This is a genomic window from Bdellovibrio bacteriovorus (genome assembly GCF_048286975.1).
Lineage (GTDB): Bacteria > Bdellovibrionota > Bdellovibrionia > Bdellovibrionales > Bdellovibrionaceae > Bdellovibrio > Bdellovibrio bacteriovorus_H.
This window is the reverse complement of the sequence record NZ_JBLVRT010000003.1, coordinates 174420-193738: the sequence shown is the minus strand read 5'-3', so window position 1 is coordinate 193738 and position 19319 is coordinate 174420. Positions and strand designations below refer to the sequence as shown.

The window sequence follows — 19319 nt, the reverse complement described above, 5'->3', positions numbered from 1 at the left end:
TGTTTCTCTCTAGATGTAGGTAATAAAATTGGGAACAGCCTTCTCGATAGGGAAGATGCTTTTTTGTGTCAGATTATTGATGATGCGCGCGGATCTCCAGGCCATCAGACTGGTTTGTGGTTCGGAAATTCCGTGACCATGACGACTGAAGTTCAGGGCAAAGATCTTGTTCTGCGCAGAACCCTGCCAGGAAACCTGGAAATCCTGATTCATCTGGAAGCGGCCATCCGCATCGAAGTTAATCATCGGGCGCAGAGGATCAATCAAAGCCGGGATGTTCACGCGGAAGCCCGTGCTCAGCACCACGGCGTCAGCGGCAGCCGTTTCAGATTGTCCGTTGAAGCCATTTTGGATGTGCAGCTTGTAGCGATCACCGATTTTCGCCATTTCTGTCACACGACGGAATGGCAGAATCTCGATTTCGCGTTTGTCACCCCAGACGTGTTTCAACTGGTAAAGCTCGCGGTACAAGGTCTCCAGATACTCCGGAGTGTTTCCGTCGCTGGCCAGTTTTTGATACTTCACGATAGGATCTTTCTGATCCTGGCCCAGTTGCAGGAATTCCTTCACGTAAGAAGGTGTGAAGTACTCATTCACGAACGGGGAGTTATCCAGTGGTTCCAGGTTCGGACGGCTGGCAATCAGTTTCAAACTTTTAGGATTTCCCCATTTGCCCTGAAGACAGTTGCGGAAGATTTCAAGGCCGGTCTGACCACCGCCCACCACAACAACGTCTTTGTTGGTGGCATCAAGCAGTTTCAGATAGCTGGATTTGGCGTGGAAGACGTCCGGGCCTTCCAAGTCCTTTGCAAAATCCGGCAGGTGAGGGACAAGACCTGTGCCGATGCAGATGTTAGTGGCGGTGAATGTTTCACCGTTGATAGTCAGCACGAATCGGCTGCCGTCATAGGTGACGGACTCGATGTCGCTGTCAAAGCTCAGGTGATCAGGCATATTCTGGCTGACCCACTGGCAGTACATTTCAAATTCACGACGGGTGATCGTCTGGCGTCCTGTGTTCAGGAACGCATAGAACAACCCCTTTTGAACCAGGAAATTCATGAAGCTGAATGGGTTCGTCGGATCTGCGGCTGTCACCAGATCCTTCATGTAGGACGTCTGCATCTCAGAATCCGCGAACATGATTTCAGAGTGCCAGTCAAAGCGGTGCTTGCGATCAAAGAAGCGGAATTTCACATCCGGAGTCTTGCTTAGCAAAGCTGCCAGACTCAGGTTGAACAAACCAATGCCGATACCGATCAGGTCATAGTGTTTGTTTTCGCTCATACGCGCCCCTTTTTCAGAGCCAAAGCCACGGGGTTTTTCAGATCTTCACCCAGGATCGGCAACGGGCGCTCGGCAGAATCCGCATAGCCGATTTTGAAGCGGACTTTATTCACCAGTACGCGGTGGAAAGTGTCCTGAAGAAGGTCGATTTTGCCAAAATAGTTCAAAGCTCTGATCTCCGGATTTTTAGCCAGATAAGACTCCAGGGTCCTACCCAAAACGGCATAGAATTCAATCTCGGGATATGTATCGCATTCTTGCAAAGTTTCAGAGATAAAACGTAACACCGTTACTAAATGACCAGTCAAAAGATCATGAATCAGATAATGTCTCGGTAAACGGGTCAGATCGAACCCCGAAAGAGAGCTGGAGTCATCACTCAGGCGCAGATCCCCCTGAAAATCTTTCAGGAAGACGCCAACAGGTGTGGATTTTTTCAGACGGATGACCACGTTCTGCCCATGGGCCACCAAGCCGATCCCATAGCGGGCCTGCAGATGGTAAAGAGGGATAAAGACCTTTTCAAAGTACTGGGAAAGCCATTGGCCAATATCCAGCCCCGAGGCCTTGGCGTAAGCACCCAACAGCGACTTCCCCTGGGTATCGCGATGGAACAGACTGCCCGCGATAATCGCGGTTTCGCCTTCAGCAAGGTGGAAGTCCGAGCTTTGGCGCCACAACACGCCCAACAGCTCGTTGTAGCGGTAAGGGGCTTGAGCGATCTGGCTGTACAAACCATGACCGACAGACAGTCCGGCTTTTTCTTCAAGCACCGTCACGCCCGCAAGGACGCTGTCCTTTTGGCAAAGCTCGGTCAGAGCTGTGCTTAAAGCGGGCCCCTGTTTCATGTACTTGCCCGGGATTCCGCGAATGGCCGACGTGTTCAGAATCGTGATCGGAAGCTTGATATCAAGCCTTCCAGGGCGGGTGATGTTGCTGAACGTGCGCAGACTGATCTGCGGCAGGTACTGATCACCAAAGGCGCCTAAGAAATGGATGTGGCCACAGGCCAGATCCGTTCCGTATTGAATTTTGATATAGCGTTCCCACTGCCACGGATGAACCGGGACAAAGTGGTACTCAGACTTGGAGATGTTTTTAGCGGCCAGCTGTTCTTCAAAAGCCGTTTTGTCCGAAAGACATTCGTTCAAAATATCGTCCCAGGAAAGATGGGCATCCAGTCCTTCCAGGGTTTGATTTTTGCGAACCGCCACCCAATAAAACTGAACGGGTTTGGCGTTTTCAGGTCCATAAAGATCCTGATCTGCGGCACTCCAGCCAATACGGCCTTTGTTCAGCAATATTTTAGGGTGACCTTTCAACAGGGTCTGAACTTTTTCGCCACTGAAAGCGGTCATGTCATCTGAAGAAACCTGACGGTTCAGCTCCAACACGCGCAAGTCCGCGTAAAGGGTGTTGTGCATTTCTTCCAGAAAGTTCGCCAGGATGATGTCATCCATGCCGGTTTCTTTCTGGCAGTCGATAAAGAACTGTCCCGCACTTTCAGCGGTGACACCATTGCGGGTGATGGACGCCGGATCCACCTTCAGATCCGTCCAAAGACCGCGCCAGGCACTGAATTTGTAAACGGTCTGATTAGCCAGGGGCAGTTCATAAGGGCCGACGACGGATTCATCCCGCATGGTTGTGGCCACGGGGTTGATCACCTGTTCATAGGTGAGTTCCTGCAGACCTTTTGCGATCATCTGCAGATTGATGTTTTTCCAGTCGGCCAAAGAACTCATAGGTAGCGTCCCCCGAAGAAGGCTTCACGACGGCATTCCAGCAACGCCGCACGTTTGTGAGGGAAGTCGAATTCTTTCAGCTTCTTCCACGCTGTGAAAGTTTCCAGATACTTCAGAACATTGACGTTGTCCGAACGTGGTTCGGCCATGATTTTGCGGGTGCGGGGCTCTTCCAGGAACAGGTAATGACAAACGGATTTCAGGATGGCATCGGTGTTGGCAAAGCCCAGCACGCTGACATCCCCAATCAGGAAGTGGAAACCACGGTCAAAGGCTTCAGAATCATAGTACGGGCCCAGGCGGTCTTCTTTGGTCCAGTACATTTCAAAGTAACCCACTGGGACACCATCAAACTCCAGAATCGTAGGGAACTGGTGGCCGTCTTTCAGACCTTTTGCAAGGTAATCACGCAGTTCTTCTTTGGGTTTGTCCAGTTCCCAGAACTTCAATACGCGCGGCTGATTGTGCCAGTCGTGGAAAATATCCAGGTCTTTTTCGATTTGCGTCACTCGGAAAGTCAAAACTTTGCCGTCAGCCAGTGTGCGGCGGTAAAGAATCTGACCTTCAGTAATTGCCGGACGAACCGGGTGGGCCACTTCTTTGGTGACAGTCCATTTTTCCGGAGTCAACGCCGTCAATCCACTGTGAACCCATAGAGGGCGAAGCTGGAAGAAGTCCTCACGGAAAACCGCAAACGGAGACGCCTTTGCACCCACCAGGTTTTGCAGTTCCGGGTTGGAGTTGGTTACTGTCACAGACTGCAAAGAAGTGTTTTTGTTAAAGAGTGCTTCCAGAATCGCCAAAGATTCAACACCTGAAGCGGTTTCGGCAGTCAGGGTGGCTTTGTCGCCGTCGACAGAAACTTTGAAAGGGACTTGAACTTTGTCCGTTTTCAGAAGGCCCGTTGTGCCTTCGATTTGTACGTTAAAAGCCTGACCAGTGGCGCAGGCATAAGTGGAGAATTGGATGTTCATGACAGGGCTCCAGAGAAAGAAGTAGGGTTGTCGATCAAATTATAAATGGCTAAGGGGTTGGCCACAGTGTTTTCATTCAGGCTTTGCAGACTGCAGATGAAATTACCTTTTTGCCAGATGCGCGCATCTTTGGTCACATAATCCAGGAAGCTTGTGTCCGGCAGATTTGGTTTGTACAGACCTTTGATGAAATCATTCATGTCGGCAATCAACTGAGCTTCGCTGGCTCCTTCAGGGTGTGAAAGGGCCGCCAGAATATTCCAGGTTGAATTCACCAGCAGATAGTAAGCAAAAAGAATATTACCCTTGTTATCCAGAATGTTGCCGTTTTCACGGGTCAGGCTTGCCACGTCCTGGTGATAAAGGCTGTAGCCGTGTTCACTGTAGCCCGTACCCTGACAATCGCGGAAGTAAGCCTTCACTGGCAGATTATTTGAGATACGCAGTATCATATTCTGCTGATGCGCCCCCAACAAAATACCGTATTCGCTTTGTGCCGTGATAAACGGCTGCAGCGCCACTTGCATGTAGTGCTTAAACCATTCGCGGCTGGCGTCCTTGAGGTTTTCCCCAGAGGCTTTGGCAAGCTTCTGCACCTGTTTCCAGATCAGGGTGTCGCCTCCCAGGGGGTTGTCCTGGGCCAGCGTGGAAACCACGATGTTTTCTTCGTCGGGGATTTCCTGCTGGAACGGATTTTCGCGGCAGACGACAATGCTTTCGTTGATGACTTTGCCATCGGCGGTTTTGAGAGCAGCATAGGCCGGCTCAAATATCACTTCAAACTGCGGATTTTCGTTCAGGAATTTCTTTCCGACGGTGGTCGACATCACATCGTACACTTGCAGGCCGCGCACGACTTCCACATCGGTCAGATGACGGATGGAGTTCGTCAGTCGCACGGTCAAAGAAAACTTCAGCATGTACGGGCTGTGAGCACCATGGATCGAACGCAGCGAAGACGTCGGGTGCCAGCTTTTACCGGATACAGCGCCGCCATCCACAATCAGATCTTGTTCAACGTATGATTGAATTGCAGGATTCTTTAGAAGATGCTGACGCTGCCACGGGTGTACGGGGAAGGGGATAAAGCCTTCTGGAACAATGCCTGCACCTTCTGCCTGGAACAAACGAGTTGTCCAGTTCTTGGTGGCAAAGGCTTCGGCTGTTTGCACGTGCAGGACTTCGGGTTTTACAAAGAACCAGTGCAGCGGGAAGTGACCGCCCATTTCTGGTGAGTAAATCTCGAAATCACGGTCATCAAAACCTTCGCGCATTTTTGGATACGGGTGGAAGTTGTGACCGATCATCAGGCCTTGTTCGGCCTCGATGAAGCTGACTTTGCCGGAATAGATGTGCTCGATGTCTTTTTCACGAGCTTTCAGGGAAAGCTCCATGTTGTGCAGGCTGTTTTCCAGGCGACCCATGAACAGGTCTTTTTTGGAAAGATCCTGTTGCCAGTGCTTGCACAGGAAGGTCAAGAGCTCATTCACAGTTTGATTGAAATCAACCTCTGTCAGGGCGGAGTTTTGGCGCAGATAGAATGTGCCCACGTATTCGTGGCGCCCCAGCAGGGATTTTTTGCTCAGAGGAATCAAAACTTCCTGGCCGTTTTTAAGATCCACAGAAATGACGTCGGTCTTTTCCGGAGTCGTTCCTGCTTCAAAATAAAAATTCTGATACTCCCTGAACAGGGAATTCATAAAGCAGGACACAGTGTGTTTCAAAGCCAGTTTGTTGAAATTATGCATAGACCGCCTCGCGACGTCTGTAAAGAAGGGCGATATTCAGAGCCATGACCACCACCAGGGCTGTCATCACACTTTCAATGCCGAAAAGATCCATTTTAAAAGTCAAAGCCGCCAAACCACCGCCCAAGGTGTAACCCAAAGTGTTGGCAGCCGCTGCAAGGCCGGCACGACGGCCAAACTGCATCTCAGGTCCGCGAGTAGCCATCAAAGCCATATAGCACGGTGGAATCAGGGATAGCCCCACAGACAACAGAACAATCGCCACCCATAGTTGTGGCCAGCCACCCAAGTGACCCAAGATCAGGCTGGCCCCCAGCAAGGTGGCAACTCCCACGATCATGGCGCCTTGCCATGGATTTTTGAAAAGCACTTTACCCAGGGCTTGGGTAACCACGGCCAGGATCGCACTGACCAAAAGCAATTTTGCCATCAGGACACTGGAATCCACCGAAGTCAGGTCGAAAGATTTTTTCAAAATGGAAGCCAAAGAGAAATTCAAAATGCCGACAAAGCTTGTGAACAGGATCGCCAATGAAAAAATATCAGCGATGTGGCGCAGGGCGGACTTCCATTCAACCAAAGAAATGCGTTCGGTTTTTGTGGCCTTCGGAGCTTCCGATTGTGTGATGCCAAAGAGATTCAATAAGAAAACCACCAGCGCCCATGCCGTCGTGCTTTGTAAAACCAAAAGCATGTTAGAACCACCACCCAAAAGCAGATACAGCGGGCCCAGGGCGCGGCCGACATTCAGGCTCATGGAATTGGACAACATTGATTTTAATGGAGTTTGTTCTGGATGCTGATCAATCTGCAAAGCCTGGGATACCGGTACGATTGCAGCAGCGGTCAGACCGTAAAGCAGGCGACTGCCCCAAACGGCAAGCTCATTCACCGATTGCGCACCCGGTGACATCAGCACAGCGGTCAAAATGGCCGTGGAAAGAAACAGACCCAACATGCCTACGGACAAAACCTTCATGCGACCCCAGCTGTCACTGCGCGAAGCCCAGAAGGGGCTGGACCACAGGAACAAAAAACTGCCCACACTAAAACTAAGAACCACAGATGAAAGACTTAAAGCCCCTTTTTCCGCGATGAAAGGAATCAGGGTGAAAGTCATCATCTGGATGGCACTGAAAGTGGTGGTGTTTAAATGTCCCAGGGCGCTCAGTTTCTTCATTGAGATCCCTTTTTCAGCCACGAGATCAGGAAATAAACGACAATGGACACCGGCACAACAAGAGCTGCGACGAACACGGTGTTCAGTGCTCCTTGAGCCAGGAAGCTGCCGATCACAGCCGCGGTTGAAAACACGGACAGGATCACCGGTACGGTGTAGATTTTTTTAAACAAGACACCTTTCCAAGGCTGCACGGACGTGGCCTTGGCGGACGGGGCTGGGGCTTTTTTGCGGCGGCGGTTCCACCAGATATAGATGCCTGACACCGGCATCACCAAGGAAGCCACCGACAGAATCACCCACAAGATTTTCAGGAACAGACCACCGTAATTTCCGAAATGCAAAGGTTCTGACAGCATTGCGACTTTCAGATACCACGGAAGCTCGCGCACTTCAGTGAGTTCGCCCGTAACGCCATCGATGATGACCAGTTCCACCAGACGCTCGGTCATGGGCGTGTTTCCATGCATCAGCACCATGAAATGACCCGGAGGAGAAAACTGAGTGTCGGGGAAGACCATGAAGTCAAAAGTGGATTCCGGCAGAGCTTTTTGTGCGGACGCGATCACCTTGTCCAAAGACGCCAGCGGTGCCTGCGGAGCCGTCGGGTACTGAATATTCAGCTTTTGCAGTTCGCTGTACTGGAAAACTTTGATCAGCGTGGACGAGAAGCCCAGGAACGATCCGGTCACGCCTATCATCAAGCTCCACGCAAAGGCCGTCATGCCGACAAAGCGGTGCAGATCGCCCATGGTGGCGCGGGTGGATCCGCGACGGACTTCGCCAAAGTTTGTTTTGCGCGCAAAGTTTCCATAGATGAAGAATCCGGAAATCAAAGTGAAAGCATACAGCACGCCGATCAAGCCTACATACAGCTTGCCGTTGGAGCCCAGCAGGAACTCACGGTGCAGGCGCAGGATAAAGTCCATCACGCCGTCAGATTTTTTGGGCGCCGCAACCTCTTCGCCCGTGTGCACGTTGAAATACACGCGGTGGGATTCTCGGAAAAGTTTTGAACCGTTGTTACCCATGCGCAGTTGTGCGACGTCGTGATCGGCCTCTTCGACGTTGAAGGACTGCGGGCGGTCCCCAGGATATTTCAGCAGGATTTTTTCCAAGTGGGCGTCCATCGCCGGAACGACTTCCGCGTGGTGTTCTTCACCGTGGCCAGCGTTTCCTTCGATTTCGTCCTTCAGGATCAGGATGGTCCCGGTCAGGATCAAAATGAATAGGTGGACGGCGACAAAAATGCCCACATATATGTGGATTTTATAGAGAAATTTAAAAAACCGTCCGTTCACAAAACTTCCTGCGAATAAGAGTCATTTAGGGTCGGTTGGTTTTAATATGGGGCGCCAGAGGGGGCAAGGTTTCAGAGTGGATGTAAGCGTATTGAGAAAATATTGGAGGGTCTTTGTGAGGGGGGCTTAGAAATAAAAAAACTCCCACCTGATTAGAAGTGGGAGTTTTTCAATTTTACCGGTCAAGGTGACGGTAAAACTACTTTACGCGGCCAGTAACTTGGATGTGGATACCAACTTTGTCGGAATCGCACAGGTCAGCAGCGTCAGAAACAGGAACGTAAACAGCTACGCGACCGTGAAGGTATTTGTAGTCGTTTTTAGCCAGCAATTGATCAAGGTAAGCTTTACCAGCAGAGCAGTCAGAAGTGCCGGAAGTTGCGTAAGCTTTGGAGTTAACCAAAGATACAGTCCACAATGCGTTGTCTGCCAACATCAAAGTGCTGTAGTTACAAGTGGAGTCACCTTCAGTGTAAGTTGCCTTAAGAAGGATGTTGTCCAAAGAGTAGTCTGCAGATGCAGTAGTGAAGATGATGTTGCGGGAAGAGATATCAACCGGAGTTGCAGTTTGAGTGTTGCCATCGTCACAAACGTAAGCTGTGAATTTTGCCAACCATCTTTCGCCATCAAGAACCAGGTCTTGGTTAGCTTGTGCAGAGAACGGAAGAACCATCATTAGTGCCAGTACGAATTTTTTCATGTTTTCTCCTAAATTGAGGTTTTAATGAACTGGCGTGGTTTTTAAAATCAAAGAGGGGCAGGGGTCAACTTTTCAAATCTAATGAGAATCTATTGATAAACGGGTTATCATTTCAGGAAATTACTGACTCCGAACTAAGATGTATTTTTACAGGTTCCAGGCCCAGCCGGCTTTGATCACAATCATGCTGGCTTTCACCGTGTCGGAAGCCGGGAACATATTGTATTCGATGCTGAAGGGAATGTAGTTTTTACGATCCATCTGCCAGTCCAAACCGCCTCCGAAAGTGAAGACCTGATTGGTGGAGATTTCTGATTCATTCAACGCCGTGGAGGACTTGGAAAGTGCCAGCAGATAGCCCATACCACCTCCCAGCCACACACGGTATTGACTCTGAATCGGATACCATTTCAGAAGTCCATACAGGGACAGATAGTTGATTTTCGCATCACACGTAGTGCTGCTGTTGCAAGCCGCTTCGCTTGAGCTGCCAGTGACGTTGAATTGTTCCATCGCCGCATAACCACGGCCCACCAGGCTGTTGTTCAGGGCATAGTCGTAAAAGCCGCCGAAACCAAAACCCGTACCGGACATACTGGCAGAGGCCTTCTGGCTGATACCGAAGCTGTCGCGATAAGTGATGTCCGCATCCATGGAGTTCATCATATAGCCGCCCAAAACGCCCCAGGAGTCCTTCAGGACGCGCAAATAGCCGGTGGCATTGGTTTGCTTAGGGGTGGCTTCTTCGCTTGTCTCGGCAGGGGCGTCAGCGGACATGGCGGATGGCGCTTTGGCCTGCAAAGTAAAGCCATCAGCGGCTTTACCGCGCACGAGTTCACCCAGAGCTTTGTTGCCTTTGACTTGTTTGATGCGAATGATGGCTGAACGTTTTTGTGTGGATGGATTGATCAGATAGAATTCTTCACCCACCTCGGTGGCGTCACCATCCAGGTTGATCAGAACTTTTTGCCCTTTGACTGCAGAAACCGATGCGGCAAGGCCTGTGGAGGAAAAACAAAGCAGAAGACTCAAGGCGCACAGCTGGTTTTTGAAATTCACTCGGGGGCCTCTATTCTAGTGTCATCAGGTTGTTTTCAAGTTCACGGATGAATTGATCTTTGTACAAAGTCCAGACGGTTTCGCTGGCGAACTGATAGATGCAGGACTGAGTGGATCGCTCGCTTTTTTGCAAAGCTTTGACTTCGACCAGTTCACCGCGGTGAGTGCGCCAGATCTCCAGATCATTTTCAGAAAGGACAAGTTCGTAGGTGTGAGAAGGAAATTCCTCGTTGAACCAGGTCTCTAGCTTGCCTTCTTTTTTACAGCTGATCAGCTGGAAAGAAGCGGCTGCCACTTTGCCCGGAGCCTCGGATTCAAATTGCTTACGACCCTCCGAACGGTAGATTGTACAACCGCTGAGCAAGACCACAAAAAGGGAGGAAAGTATGAAACTTTTCATAGCCCTTTAATTATAAGAACTTAAAAGGCAAAAAAAAAGCCCCGAATTACTTCAGGGCTTTGGGCTTAATTTAATGCTGCTTCAGCTTACGCGTCTCCGACGCTCCAGCTCTGCCCGCGGGGCGGACTAAAAAGGAATTTCGTCGTTGCTGTTGAAGCTAGGCTCCGGACCGAAATCTTGGAAGTTGAAATCGTCGTTACCCATAGAGTTGCCAGAGGACTTTTCGCCACCAGCTGCGCCCAGGAACTGAACTGTGGAAGCCACGATTTCAGTCGTGTAGCGTTTTTGACCTTGTTGGTCTTCCCACTGACGAGTTTGCAGTTTGCCTTCTACGTAAACCTGACGGCCTTTGGAAAGGTGTTTGCCGCAGATCTCAGCCAATTTGCCCCATACAGTGATACGGTGCCATTCAGTGCGCTCTTGGCGTTGACCGTCTTTTACCCATGACTCACTTGTAGCCAGGTTCAAACGCGCAACAGTGCTGCCACTGCCGATAGCTTTAACTTCAGGATCAGCGCCCAAACGGCCTACAAGGATAACTTTATTTACTCCGGACATATTCCCTCCACTTAATTTACCAGTTCGTTTTTTGTCAGAACCGGGTTGAAGTCAATAAGGACTTCACGCTTGATTTGTATTGTGAAGAGGGTGAGCAATATTTAGGCAGAGCCCCGCATCAAGTTAATTTAAGCGGGGCTGGTGGGGGATCTAAAAATCGGATTAACGCACAGCCCCGATGCTTGGCGGCATCATAGGGTTGCTGGCGGAAACCTTGAATTTGTACTGAGAACCTTCGGAAGTCGGTGTTTTGTAACCATCGATGAACGTCAAAAACAAAGCCGCACGCTCTTGGAAGCTGCGTTTTGTTTTTAAATCCACTTCGATGTTATAGGCGCCGATCTGATGACCGAAAGAGTTTCCACGATTCACAATCGTCAGGCCAATCTTGCCCTTGATAGTGCCGTAAAGTTCATCACCTGGCTTACCAATGGTGCCGGTTTCAATCACGAACTGTCCGGCGGCCAGACGGCCTTTCAGTTCCACCGTGCTCAGTTTCAGATCCGGCAACGTCAACGGACCCATCGGGGTGTTCACGTTGGAAGGCGGAAGTTCAAACTGATTGATGGAAAGATTCATCTCGATATCAGGTTGTTCCTGGAAAGTCAGATCAGCCAGTGCTGTGGATTCCAGATTCAGCTGACCTTTCAGCAGAATTGGCAAGTTCGCCATTTCGCGCAGGTCATGCAGGGAAATCTTTTTCGCGCTGACTTCGATCTTGTGGCGTTCAGCACCGTTTTCGGTTTTGCTGCCTTTACCCACTTGAACGTCGACGTCACCTTTCAACAAACCCTTTGCAGATACATGACCGTAAGGTTTTTGCTGAATCAGACCGCGAACCGACGGGGTGATCACCAGCTCGGTCGCAGAAATCGCCGGAGTTCTGATGGATTCAATATAGACTTGATCCATTTTCACGCCCGGTTGCGGGAACAGGCTCATTTTCAGTTTTTCAAACTGCACGTAAACGGAATTATTGGAAAGACGGGACACCTGGGAAGAAATCAAATCACTCAGGTCATCAAACGGGAACAGCATGAAAGCAAACACCAGGGCGGAAACCACCATGACAAAGATTTTGCCTTTGCTTTCGCGGATCAATTTCAGCAACTGACGAACCTGCTCCATTATTCGTCTCCGCTGTCATTGTTGTTATTGCGTTTGAAGCGGTTGCCGCGGGAAGGCGGCTCTGGAGCTTCCGGTGCCGGAGCAGCAGGGACGGCCAGGGCCACCAGCTTGTAAACCACGTCAAAATAGCGGTTGTCCTCGCGGTTGGCGGTCATCACCATGTCTTTCATTTTCACGCTGGGGTTGATGCTCTGGAACTGATAACCCAGATCCAGCACCTGACGGATGTTCAATTTTGCAAGGCTGACCTGCAAAAGACCTTCCGTCAGATTTTTAGGAACCAGATTGGAATTGTTTTCCTGAACCTCGGTGCCTTTGATTTGTTCCGGCAAAAGATTCGCCGCTTTGATCTGATTGTCGATATTGTTGCGAATCATGTCCATGCTTGGCGCCTGAGGAATCTGCGGCACATCCGAGGATTCGCGGCTGACCTTCAGCAATTCACGAATGGTCATGCGTTTGCTTTCAAATTCGCCGACGTATTCAGTGGACTGAGTGTATTTGCCATAGGGAACGGACAGGATGATCAAAGAAACCAGCGCCACGCCACCCACCAAAGTGAGCTTTTGCATGGCCGGGGTCATGTTTTCATAGCGGTCGCGCAGTTGGTTGTAAGCACCACTTTCCTGGATGCGTTCCCAGGTTACGCGGGCGTCGCTGACAAGTTTTTCTTTTAAATCGTCAAAACTGCTCATCTTGTCACCTTCTCAACATTGCGATCGACGTTGAAGCTGAATGAAAAAGCGGTGCGGCCGGGCAGAGCACCCAAAGTGCTTTGGCCACTTTTCACCTGACCATCCGTGGAAACGTTGGTCAGCGCCTGTTGCAGAAGACTCATTTCGCGCGGGGAGTTCACATACCCTTGCAAAGTCACCTGCGCATCCTGAATTGCCATTTGCTGGATGTCCAAAGTGATCGAGGACTTCGGCGGAGCCGCATCGTTGATCTTTTTGGCGATATCCAGGGCGGAATTCATATTGGCAACGCTCGCCAGAGTTTTAAGATCAGCGGCGCGTTTTTTATTGTCACGGATGTACTTGCGAATGCCATTTTCAGAAGCGGCACGTCCTTTCAGACCCGCCACTGTCTTGGCCTGGGACTTCAGGACTTCCTGAGTGCGGTCGGCAAGACTTAAAGCAAAGCTTTCACGCAAAGAAGAGTATACAAACAGAACCACCAAAGCCGCTGTCGCCACTTTGATTGTCGAGCCCCATTTTTCCCAGAACATTTTCAGCTGGTGATTTTCTTTGGCGAATTCACCACGCAGGAAGTTCAAAGGTGGATTTCTTGGCTTTTTGAAGCCTTCAATCGCCAGACCCAAAGCCACGCCGCAAATAGCGCCGTGGTAAGCCGAGCGTTCGAAGTTTACATTCGGGATCTGATCCAGAACCGACACGCGGTTCACCGGCACTTCCAAAACTTGCGTCAGGAACGGGCCCAGATTCTGAATTTGAGAGACACCGCCGGTCAGGTGGATGTTGTTGATCTGCGCGTTGAATTCACTTTTCATTTCCAGAATCGCCAGTTGCAGATCGCGCGCCATTTCGCGCACGCACTTGGCAATTGTGTCAGAGAAAGTGACCTGATCGAAAGTGGCACCCTGTTTATTGGTCAGGATGAATGCTTTGGTCTGAAGTTCTTTGATCGCTTCGATATACGGAATTTCATATTTCTTGGCGATGGCGTCAGCGATATTTTTACCGCCCCAAAGGATCGACCCCACCTGAATCAAAGAGCTGCCTTCAAAAGCACACACCAAGGTGCGGCTGTGGCCGATGTTCAAAGTGATAGTGACTTGACGAACGGGTCGTACTTCTTCTTCCAGTCCCAAAGACGGAGCGGCCAAAGCGGGTGGAGCTTCATTCCAGCGTTCGAACACGTTCGCAAAGGAAGTTCCTTCGGAAGAAATGATGAACGGATCCATGTTGGAATCCTGCGCGCGCTGAATCAGATTCTGCACGTGGATTTTTGGAGCCGCACACGCCAGAACTTCCGCGCCAGAACCTACCGTGCGGATGATTTTAGCGTCAAAGATGGCATTGTCAGATGAAAATGGCAGATCTTCTTCAAGCTCAAAGGCCAGAGATTTGGAGATCTTGATGCGGTCATTGAACGGGAAGAATTTGTTTCGGATCGCCACACGATTTTGTGGCAATGCAAAGTTAAACCGAGTTTGTGACGGGTCATAAAGACTGGAGAGGTCACGCAAATACTCAAGGATTTCAAGCTCCTGATCAGCGCCTGGAGAAATTCCGAGTGGATGCTCCATGAACTGAGTTACTTGAAAGCCCTTTGAAGTGGACTGCACTTCAACAACCTTGATGCTGCTGGATCCGATGTCAATGCCGAGAGATTTCAAAGCAATTCCTCCATGAACTGGCTTTGGTCTAAGTTTATGCGACGTTTGGCTCTGTGTATAGCTATTATTGTCGCCACGCCATCCGGGCTCAGTCGGTGCCACAGCTTCGCTGTGGTTCGCGCATCCATGCGCCACCGAAGGGCGACAATAATAGCTATACACAGAGCCAATGGCATAAAAGACCTGCATCTTGGCGTGGGGATGTAGGCTGTTCCCCTTTGGGGAAGGCGCGGTGGGGGATGGGGATGGGGATGGGTTTTGACTGGACCTTGATCGAGTGTGGGTGTCTATGGGGTGGACGGCTGGGGAATTTTTGCTGGTTTCTTCGATGTAATCATACAGAAACGTATTTAGTGGTAGAAACGCGGATCAAATTCAATCTTTTGAGGTTTTCATGCGTTTTTTTGGCGTTTTTGTCTTGGTCTGTCTTGTGTCGTTTAATTCTCATGCTTTGTTTGGGAAGAAGAAAAAAAACACCCCTGTTTCCGAGTATTCAAAGGGACATACAATTAAAACTGCTGACGGGTGCAGCTTGAATTTGTCAGATCTTTATATCAACCCTAAAAATAAACATTCTTGGAGCGGAGCCTGCCCTAGCGGTTATGCGGAGGGGATTGGTTGGGTCTCTGTTCAACAAGCCAATGGAGTTTCATATAAAGCCTTTGCAGTTCAAATGCAGCGTGGATGGGTTCTTCCGGGAAGCTACTGGTATACTTCCGGTCAAACAGATTACTACCAAAGCACACTTGGAACTCATGATTGCAAAGATAAGAAGAGCAATATGCAGCAATGTGCTCGAATTGACTCGTTCGTGGCTGCAAATCATCCTTATGAACAAATTCTGACTTCTGATGGATGTAAGCTTCAGCAACCCAGCTTACTCGTCTTTGGATCGCAGGTGACGTGGAGTGGGAAGTGTGAGAACGGTTTGGCAGAAGGGTATGGATATGTAAGGCACTCTGCTGTAGACGGGAATAATGCGATTGTTGGAAAATCAGCCTATTTGTTGCGTTATCATCACGGCAAGAGAGTTGTCGGCAGTTATTATCAGTGGGACTCTGAGTTCAATGGCTCCAAAAGCTCGTTCGTCTATAAGGTTGATCCCGCTCTCACTCCTATGCATGTTGAAACATTAAAGCCCTGCGCATCTATCAAGCCTTGTAAGGAGCTGATGGCGGCGAAGGCTTTGGGTGGGAAGAATCCTGAGGGGATGGCTCCGGTGTCGGATTTCATGCCTCCCGTTGCTGGGACTCGCGGTGGTGGGGATCGTCCTCCGGCATTTGATCCGAATCCTCGTCCGAATCCGAATGCTCCGGCGCAGCCTCCGGTGAATGGTGGGAATGGGGCTTCTTCTGGTGGTGGGTATGGCATCGGCAAGTACAAAGCTCCGAAAGTGGCTTGTGATGACTATGCTTTGGGTCTTGAGATGGACAAACACTCTGCAACTATCAATGAGGGCGTTGGGATCTGTGACAATGCCAAGGCGACGGCGAAACTTTATGAGTTCTATGCCAACTTGCTAGAGGCGAGTTGCCCGTACAAAACTGCTGAAGTGGCGCAGGTGCGTGAGGCTGTCGCATCTGCCAAACAAACCATTCGTGGCAGTTGCACAGACTATAATTACTAATTAAAAAAATCTTAGGTTCTAAAAACTAAAAACCCCGGTTCATCGCCGGGGTTTCTTTTTTTTATCTTTCGTTCCAGTAGACAACTCTTGGAGGGCCTTTGGGGATTTGCGTGGCGTTGGCATTGTTGCCGGCATTTCCACCGGGTGTGGTGCCTTGATTACCTCCACCGCCTGGGTCAGACTTGCTTTCGCCGCCGTTGTTTTTTTTGTCTTTGTCGACGTAGGTTTTCACTTTGTTTGCGGTTTTTTGCAAGTCCATCACCACCGCAACAATTTCGCGGGTGGCGCCGGCGAATTCTCCGGTGCTGCGGATTTTGAAGTTCATCACGCTGTCGCAGATCAGTGGCACGTCTTCGGGATTTCCTTCGGTACGGATGCCTTTGCCTTGAACGAACTGCCAGAAGTCGCTGCTGCCGCCGCCTTGATCACACTTAAACGGACCGCCTTCTTCTTCGGAACCGCGGCGTTTGATGATTTCGGTCACCACTTCATCGGTCATCGCCGGATCCAGGGACTTTAGAACTTCGCGGGTCGCGATGTTCGGGTTGATCCCCTTCATTCCATAGATGGTGACCCGCGGGGCCAGCAAGTCATAGAAATCATCGTTCATGCCCGGGACCATGTGCAGCTCGGCAACAGAGCGGAACGGGCGGTTTGGCGGATAGTAATCGCTCTGCGAAGCTTGGTTCAGTTCGGCATAGTTGGCGCGTTTGTCGCCGCCGTTTAAGGAGGCTGACTTGGGACTCATCCAGTCGGCGATGTTATTCACCAGTTCGTCAAATCGGACATTGCTGTATTCACGCTGGAAGTTTTCGTCTTCTTTGATTTTTTGCGCAAAGATCGTGACCAGCTGTTTTTTGGTCAATTCTTGCAAAGACTTTGACGGGGAGGCCAGGTCATTCAGATCGATCTTGGAGCCTTCATCTTCGATAGTCACAATGTAGCTTGTGTCCATCGTGGAATCCGCGACGGCTTTTTTAAAGGCATCTTTATCGATGGCGCTTAATTCATCTGGAATTGGCAATGGCCATGCAAACGGGAACTGCCAGATTTGATCCAGCATTTTGGTGTCACCCAGTTTGTCGCCCAATTTGCTTTGGGCCTGTTGGTAAATCTTAATACGCAGCAGGCTCAGCTGCATGCCGGACTTCGCGGCATAGTAGGCCTTCACACGGTTTAAACCCTGTGAATTTACCAGATATTCGACGTTGGAATCGTAAGACACTTCCATCGCAATCCACATCATCAGCATGATACAGGCAATCGCGATCATCAGCGCGATGCCCCGGGCGTTATTGAGTGGACGGTGTACTTCGCGGCCAAGAGCTTTGATTGCCTTGAGCATTTGCACCCTCCTCTGAATTGTTGGGGAAGTGAATAGGGACGATCAATTGCATTGAATATTTTTTGCTTTTACCGGCGGTTTTCTTTTCCACGGTCAAAGAGATCTCAACCGCTTGCGGGAACTTGCCTTTGGTCGCCGCATCGCCTTGAGCATCTGTGCGCCAGTCATTGGCCCAATCTTGTTTGCCTTTACCCATGTAGCGCAATTTGAATTCGCTGACGTTTTCCAGTAACGCCACCTCGTCGCCACCTTTGGTGACATCCAGATCCACGTACGGGGAGCTTCGGCGCCATAGGCACTTGGAGCTGCCGCCGCCTTCGCGCAACGATTTACAATCGCGCAGGGCATAGCCGACTTCGATAAAGTCCGCCTGCTTGGTGTTTCTGACCGTGCGGGCGTTGTTCATGGTCACAAAATTTATGGACTCGTTGTTGCCTACGAAGTGAGTCTCGGGATCGCGGCGGGGAACTTCCCGTTGCTCAGGCTGCTCATGCATATCGTTGGTGATTTGGCCGCCGGGGATTCCGCCGGGAATGGTGCCATCGGGGATTGTGCCGTTCTGGTTTGAAGAATTGTTATTTTTCTTCTTCATCAGTTGTTCCAGCTCTTTTTCAACGTCGCGATAGTGGTAAGCCAGATTGATGTCTCTTTCCAGTAGGCGCAAACCATCACGCATGCGGGACACATCGTCGATCTGATCCTGCAGTTTGACCTTGGCCTTCACGGCCTGTTGAATGGCCTGTGCTGTCAGCATCGTGAGTGTCCCCAGGATGGTGATCGTGATCATAAGCTCAATCATGGTAAAGCCGCGGTTGTGTTTCATCATCACATCCCCGGCATCGAAGGCAGTGGCAGTTCCTTGTCATAGTCGACAAAGTACTGAGTGGCAGAAAACTCCAAAGGTTTTTTGGCACCTTTATAGATCACAGTCACTTTGACTTCTTTCACTGACTTGGAAAGATGCTCCGTCAAAGTCTTCATCACGGTCAAAGCCATTTCATCGGCACCACCAGCCTGGGCGGTGAGGGTCGCTGAAATATCCGGGACTTCAAATTCTTTGGAGGTCATTTTCCAGGTGTATTGCGGGTACTCAGAGCCAAAGTCGTCTTCGGTTTCTTCCGGGATGGAGTCCAGAGGTTTTCCGGCGTACTCCATTTCGACTTCGACCATTTTTCGCTCAAGCAAGGCGGTGACTTCGGTGGACAGTTGGGTCTTGCGGACACGCATGAAAGAACCGCTCCAGGAATTTGCCAAAAGCATAATTCCTGAGGACAGGATCACCATCGCCATGATGGTTTCAATCAATGTGAATCCGTTTTTTTTCACCGCTGGACTTCCTTTAACGAAGAAGCTTTCTCAATGATATCAGCTTGACCCGTTAAAGGATTAAAAACAAGAGTCCAAGTTAAATTATTTCCATTCGTGATCTGCACAGCAGAGGCTTCCACAAAGCCCTCTGGGAAGAAATGGATGTAGGCCACCCCGGAAGTCATAGGGGATTTCATATTCACAGTCTCCACCGAGGCAAAACGCAGGCCCTCGGGAAGCTCTTTTTCTTTTTTCAGCAGGGACTTGTCCATCTGAAACAGTGGAGGAGGAGCGCCCTCTTCATCCCGGTCTTTTTCCTTTTCCGCAGCTTCAGGATCCACAGCTTGGGGGCCACTGGCGCGTTCCAGCCAATACTTTTCCTCTCCCGGTTCCATGCTGATGGCCAGGCGGTACGTGGAGTTGGTCAAACGGGCTTTGTTGCGGATTTCTTTGGAAAGAACGATGAAGTTGCGGGCGACGGACTTGATGTTGCCGTCTTTTTTGAGAAGTCGGGGGGCTCCCACTGTGATCAGGGCGGCCATAATGGCCAGCACGATCATGATCTCAATGAGAGTGAAACCCCGCTGATTACCAGGCATC

18 protein-coding genes are annotated in these 19319 nt (G+C 50.3%); 1 reads left to right on the top strand and 17 read right to left on the bottom strand.

Features of this window, described 5'->3' with window-relative positions:
• Window positions 1-9: 9 nt before the first annotated feature.
• The 13 genes from ACNQKP_RS11655 to pilM all read right to left on the bottom strand — a co-directional run bounded on the left by ACNQKP_RS11655 (window position 10) and on the right by pilM (window position 14439).
• The gene (locus tag ACNQKP_RS11655) at window positions 10-1287 is read right to left on the bottom strand and encodes a lysine N(6)-hydroxylase/L-ornithine N(5)-oxygenase family protein (protein WP_417864872.1); all 1278 of its coding nucleotides are present in this window, start codon (window positions 1285-1287) and stop codon (window positions 10-12) included.
• On the bottom strand, window positions 1284-3032 hold the full coding sequence (locus tag ACNQKP_RS11650) for an IucA/IucC family protein (protein WP_417864871.1): 1749 nt from the start codon (window positions 3030-3032) through the stop codon (window positions 1284-1286). Before ACNQKP_RS11650 ends, ACNQKP_RS11655 begins: the two co-directional genes overlap by 4 nt.
• Complete coding sequence (locus tag ACNQKP_RS11645) at window positions 3029-4006, bottom strand: GNAT family N-acetyltransferase (RefSeq protein WP_417864870.1); 978 nt, start codon at window positions 4004-4006, stop codon at window positions 3029-3031. The genes ACNQKP_RS11650 and ACNQKP_RS11645 overlap by 4 nt, the downstream gene beginning before the upstream one ends.
• A complete protein-coding gene (locus ACNQKP_RS11640) occupies window positions 4003-5754 on the bottom strand; it encodes an IucA/IucC family protein (RefSeq protein WP_417864869.1) in 1752 nt (583 codons plus the stop codon). The genes ACNQKP_RS11645 and ACNQKP_RS11640 overlap by 4 nt, the downstream gene beginning before the upstream one ends.
• On the bottom strand, window positions 5747-6934 hold the full coding sequence (locus ACNQKP_RS11635; RefSeq protein WP_417864868.1) for an MFS transporter: 1188 nt from the start codon (window positions 6932-6934) through the stop codon (window positions 5747-5749). Before ACNQKP_RS11635 ends, ACNQKP_RS11640 begins: the two co-directional genes overlap by 8 nt.
• Window positions 6931-8235 (bottom strand): PepSY-associated TM helix domain-containing protein, encoded by a 1305-nt coding sequence (locus ACNQKP_RS11630; protein ID WP_417864867.1) that lies wholly within the window; start codon window positions 8233-8235, stop codon window positions 6931-6933. Before ACNQKP_RS11630 ends, ACNQKP_RS11635 begins: the two co-directional genes overlap by 4 nt.
• 199 nt (window positions 8236-8434) lie before the next feature.
• Window positions 8435-8935 carry a hypothetical protein gene (locus tag ACNQKP_RS11625; RefSeq protein ID WP_417864866.1) on the bottom strand — a complete coding sequence of 167 codons (501 nt, stop codon included), beginning with the start codon at window positions 8933-8935 and terminating at the stop codon, window positions 8435-8437.
• A 147-nt stretch (window positions 8936-9082) separates the two neighbouring features.
• A complete protein-coding gene (locus ACNQKP_RS11620; protein ID WP_417864865.1) occupies window positions 9083-9994 on the bottom strand; it encodes a hypothetical protein in 912 nt (303 codons plus the stop codon).
• Between the two features lie 10 nt (window positions 9995-10004).
• Window positions 10005-10394, bottom strand: a complete 390-nt coding sequence (locus tag ACNQKP_RS11615; RefSeq protein WP_417864864.1) for a hypothetical protein — start codon at window positions 10392-10394, stop codon at window positions 10005-10007.
• Window positions 10395-10520: 126 nt separating this feature from the next.
• Window positions 10521-10952, bottom strand: coding sequence for a single-stranded DNA-binding protein (locus ACNQKP_RS11610; RefSeq protein ID WP_011164062.1), 432 nt, complete (start codon window positions 10950-10952; stop codon window positions 10521-10523).
• A 162-nt stretch (window positions 10953-11114) separates the two neighbouring features.
• Entirely contained in the window at window positions 11115-12080 is a 966-nt protein-coding gene (gene gspN, locus ACNQKP_RS11605) for a type II secretion system protein GspN (protein ID WP_417864863.1), read from the bottom strand.
• On the bottom strand, window positions 12080-12775 hold the full coding sequence (locus tag ACNQKP_RS11600) for a hypothetical protein (RefSeq protein ID WP_011164064.1): 696 nt from the start codon (window positions 12773-12775) through the stop codon (window positions 12080-12082). The genes gspN and ACNQKP_RS11600 overlap by 1 nt, the downstream gene beginning before the upstream one ends.
• Complete coding sequence (pilM, locus tag ACNQKP_RS11595; RefSeq protein WP_417864862.1) at window positions 12772-14439, bottom strand: pilus assembly protein PilM; 1668 nt, start codon at window positions 14437-14439, stop codon at window positions 12772-12774. Before pilM ends, ACNQKP_RS11600 begins: the two co-directional genes overlap by 4 nt.
• Before the next feature lie 673 nt (window positions 14440-15112).
• Here pilM and ACNQKP_RS11590 point away from each other — a divergent pair.
• Window positions 15113-16066, top strand: coding sequence for a hypothetical protein (locus ACNQKP_RS11590; RefSeq protein ID WP_417864861.1), 954 nt, complete (start codon window positions 15113-15115; stop codon window positions 16064-16066).
• A gap of 61 nt (window positions 16067-16127) precedes the next feature.
• Here the strand turns inward: ACNQKP_RS11590 and ACNQKP_RS11585 are convergent, their stop codons facing one another.
• Genes ACNQKP_RS11585 through ACNQKP_RS11570 form a run of 4 tightly spaced genes read right to left on the bottom strand, consistent with a single transcriptional unit; the run spans window position 16128 to window position 19318 of the window.
• Complete coding sequence (locus ACNQKP_RS11585; protein ID WP_417864860.1) at window positions 16128-17411, bottom strand: general secretion pathway protein GspK; 1284 nt, start codon at window positions 17409-17411, stop codon at window positions 16128-16130.
• Window positions 17359-18237, bottom strand: coding sequence for a type II secretion system protein GspJ (locus ACNQKP_RS11580; RefSeq protein WP_417864859.1), 879 nt, complete (start codon window positions 18235-18237; stop codon window positions 17359-17361). The genes ACNQKP_RS11585 and ACNQKP_RS11580 overlap by 53 nt, the downstream gene beginning before the upstream one ends.
• Window positions 18237-18737 (bottom strand): type II secretion system protein, encoded by a 501-nt coding sequence (locus tag ACNQKP_RS11575; RefSeq protein WP_011164069.1) that lies wholly within the window; start codon window positions 18735-18737, stop codon window positions 18237-18239. Before ACNQKP_RS11575 ends, ACNQKP_RS11580 begins: the two co-directional genes overlap by 1 nt.
• On the bottom strand, window positions 18734-19318 hold the full coding sequence (locus ACNQKP_RS11570; RefSeq protein ID WP_011164070.1) for a pilus assembly FimT family protein: 585 nt from the start codon (window positions 19316-19318) through the stop codon (window positions 18734-18736). Before ACNQKP_RS11570 ends, ACNQKP_RS11575 begins: the two co-directional genes overlap by 4 nt.
• Between the last annotated feature and the right edge of the window lies 1 nt (window position 19319).

What these genes read in the sequence shown, in the direction of transcription:
- ACNQKP_RS11655 (WP_417864872.1), bottom strand. Translation starts at nt 1,287, where the DNA reads ATGAGCGAAAACAAACACTATGACCTGATCGGTATCGGCATTGGTTTG.
- ACNQKP_RS11650 (WP_417864871.1), bottom strand. Translation starts at nt 3,032, where the DNA reads ATGAGTTCTTTGGCCGACTGGAAAAACATCAATCTGCAGATGATCGCA.
- ACNQKP_RS11645 (WP_417864870.1), bottom strand. Translation starts at nt 4,006, where the DNA reads ATGAACATCCAATTCTCCACTTATGCCTGCGCCACTGGTCAGGCTTTT.
- ACNQKP_RS11640 (WP_417864869.1), bottom strand. Translation starts at nt 5,754, where the DNA reads ATGCATAATTTCAACAAACTGGCTTTGAAACACACTGTGTCCTGCTTT.
- ACNQKP_RS11635 (WP_417864868.1), bottom strand. Translation starts at nt 6,934, where the DNA reads ATGAAGAAACTGAGCGCCCTGGGACATTTAAACACCACCACTTTCAGT.
- ACNQKP_RS11625 (WP_417864866.1), bottom strand. Translation starts at nt 8,935, where the DNA reads ATGAAAAAATTCGTACTGGCACTAATGATGGTTCTTCCGTTCTCTGCA.
- ACNQKP_RS11615 (WP_417864864.1), bottom strand. Translation starts at nt 10,394, where the DNA reads ATGAAAAGTTTCATACTTTCCTCCCTTTTTGTGGTCTTGCTCAGCGGT.
- ACNQKP_RS11610 (WP_011164062.1), bottom strand. Translation starts at nt 10,952, where the DNA reads ATGTCCGGAGTAAATAAAGTTATCCTTGTAGGCCGTTTGGGCGCTGAT.
- gspN (WP_417864863.1), bottom strand. Translation starts at nt 12,080, where the DNA reads ATGGAGCAGGTTCGTCAGTTGCTGAAATTGATCCGCGAAAGCAAAGGC.
- ACNQKP_RS11600 (WP_011164064.1), bottom strand. Translation starts at nt 12,775, where the DNA reads ATGAGCAGTTTTGACGATTTAAAAGAAAAACTTGTCAGCGACGCCCGC.
- ACNQKP_RS11590 (WP_417864861.1), top strand. Translation starts at nt 15,113, where the DNA reads ATGCAGCGTGGATGGGTTCTTCCGGGAAGCTACTGGTATACTTCCGGT.
- ACNQKP_RS11585 (WP_417864860.1), bottom strand. Translation starts at nt 17,411, where the DNA reads ATGCTCAAGGCAATCAAAGCTCTTGGCCGCGAAGTACACCGTCCACTC.
- ACNQKP_RS11580 (WP_417864859.1), bottom strand. Translation starts at nt 18,237, where the DNA reads ATGATGAAACACAACCGCGGCTTTACCATGATTGAGCTTATGATCACG.
- ACNQKP_RS11570 (WP_011164070.1), bottom strand. Translation starts at nt 19,318, where the DNA reads ATGCCTGGTAATCAGCGGGGTTTCACTCTCATTGAGATCATGATCGTG.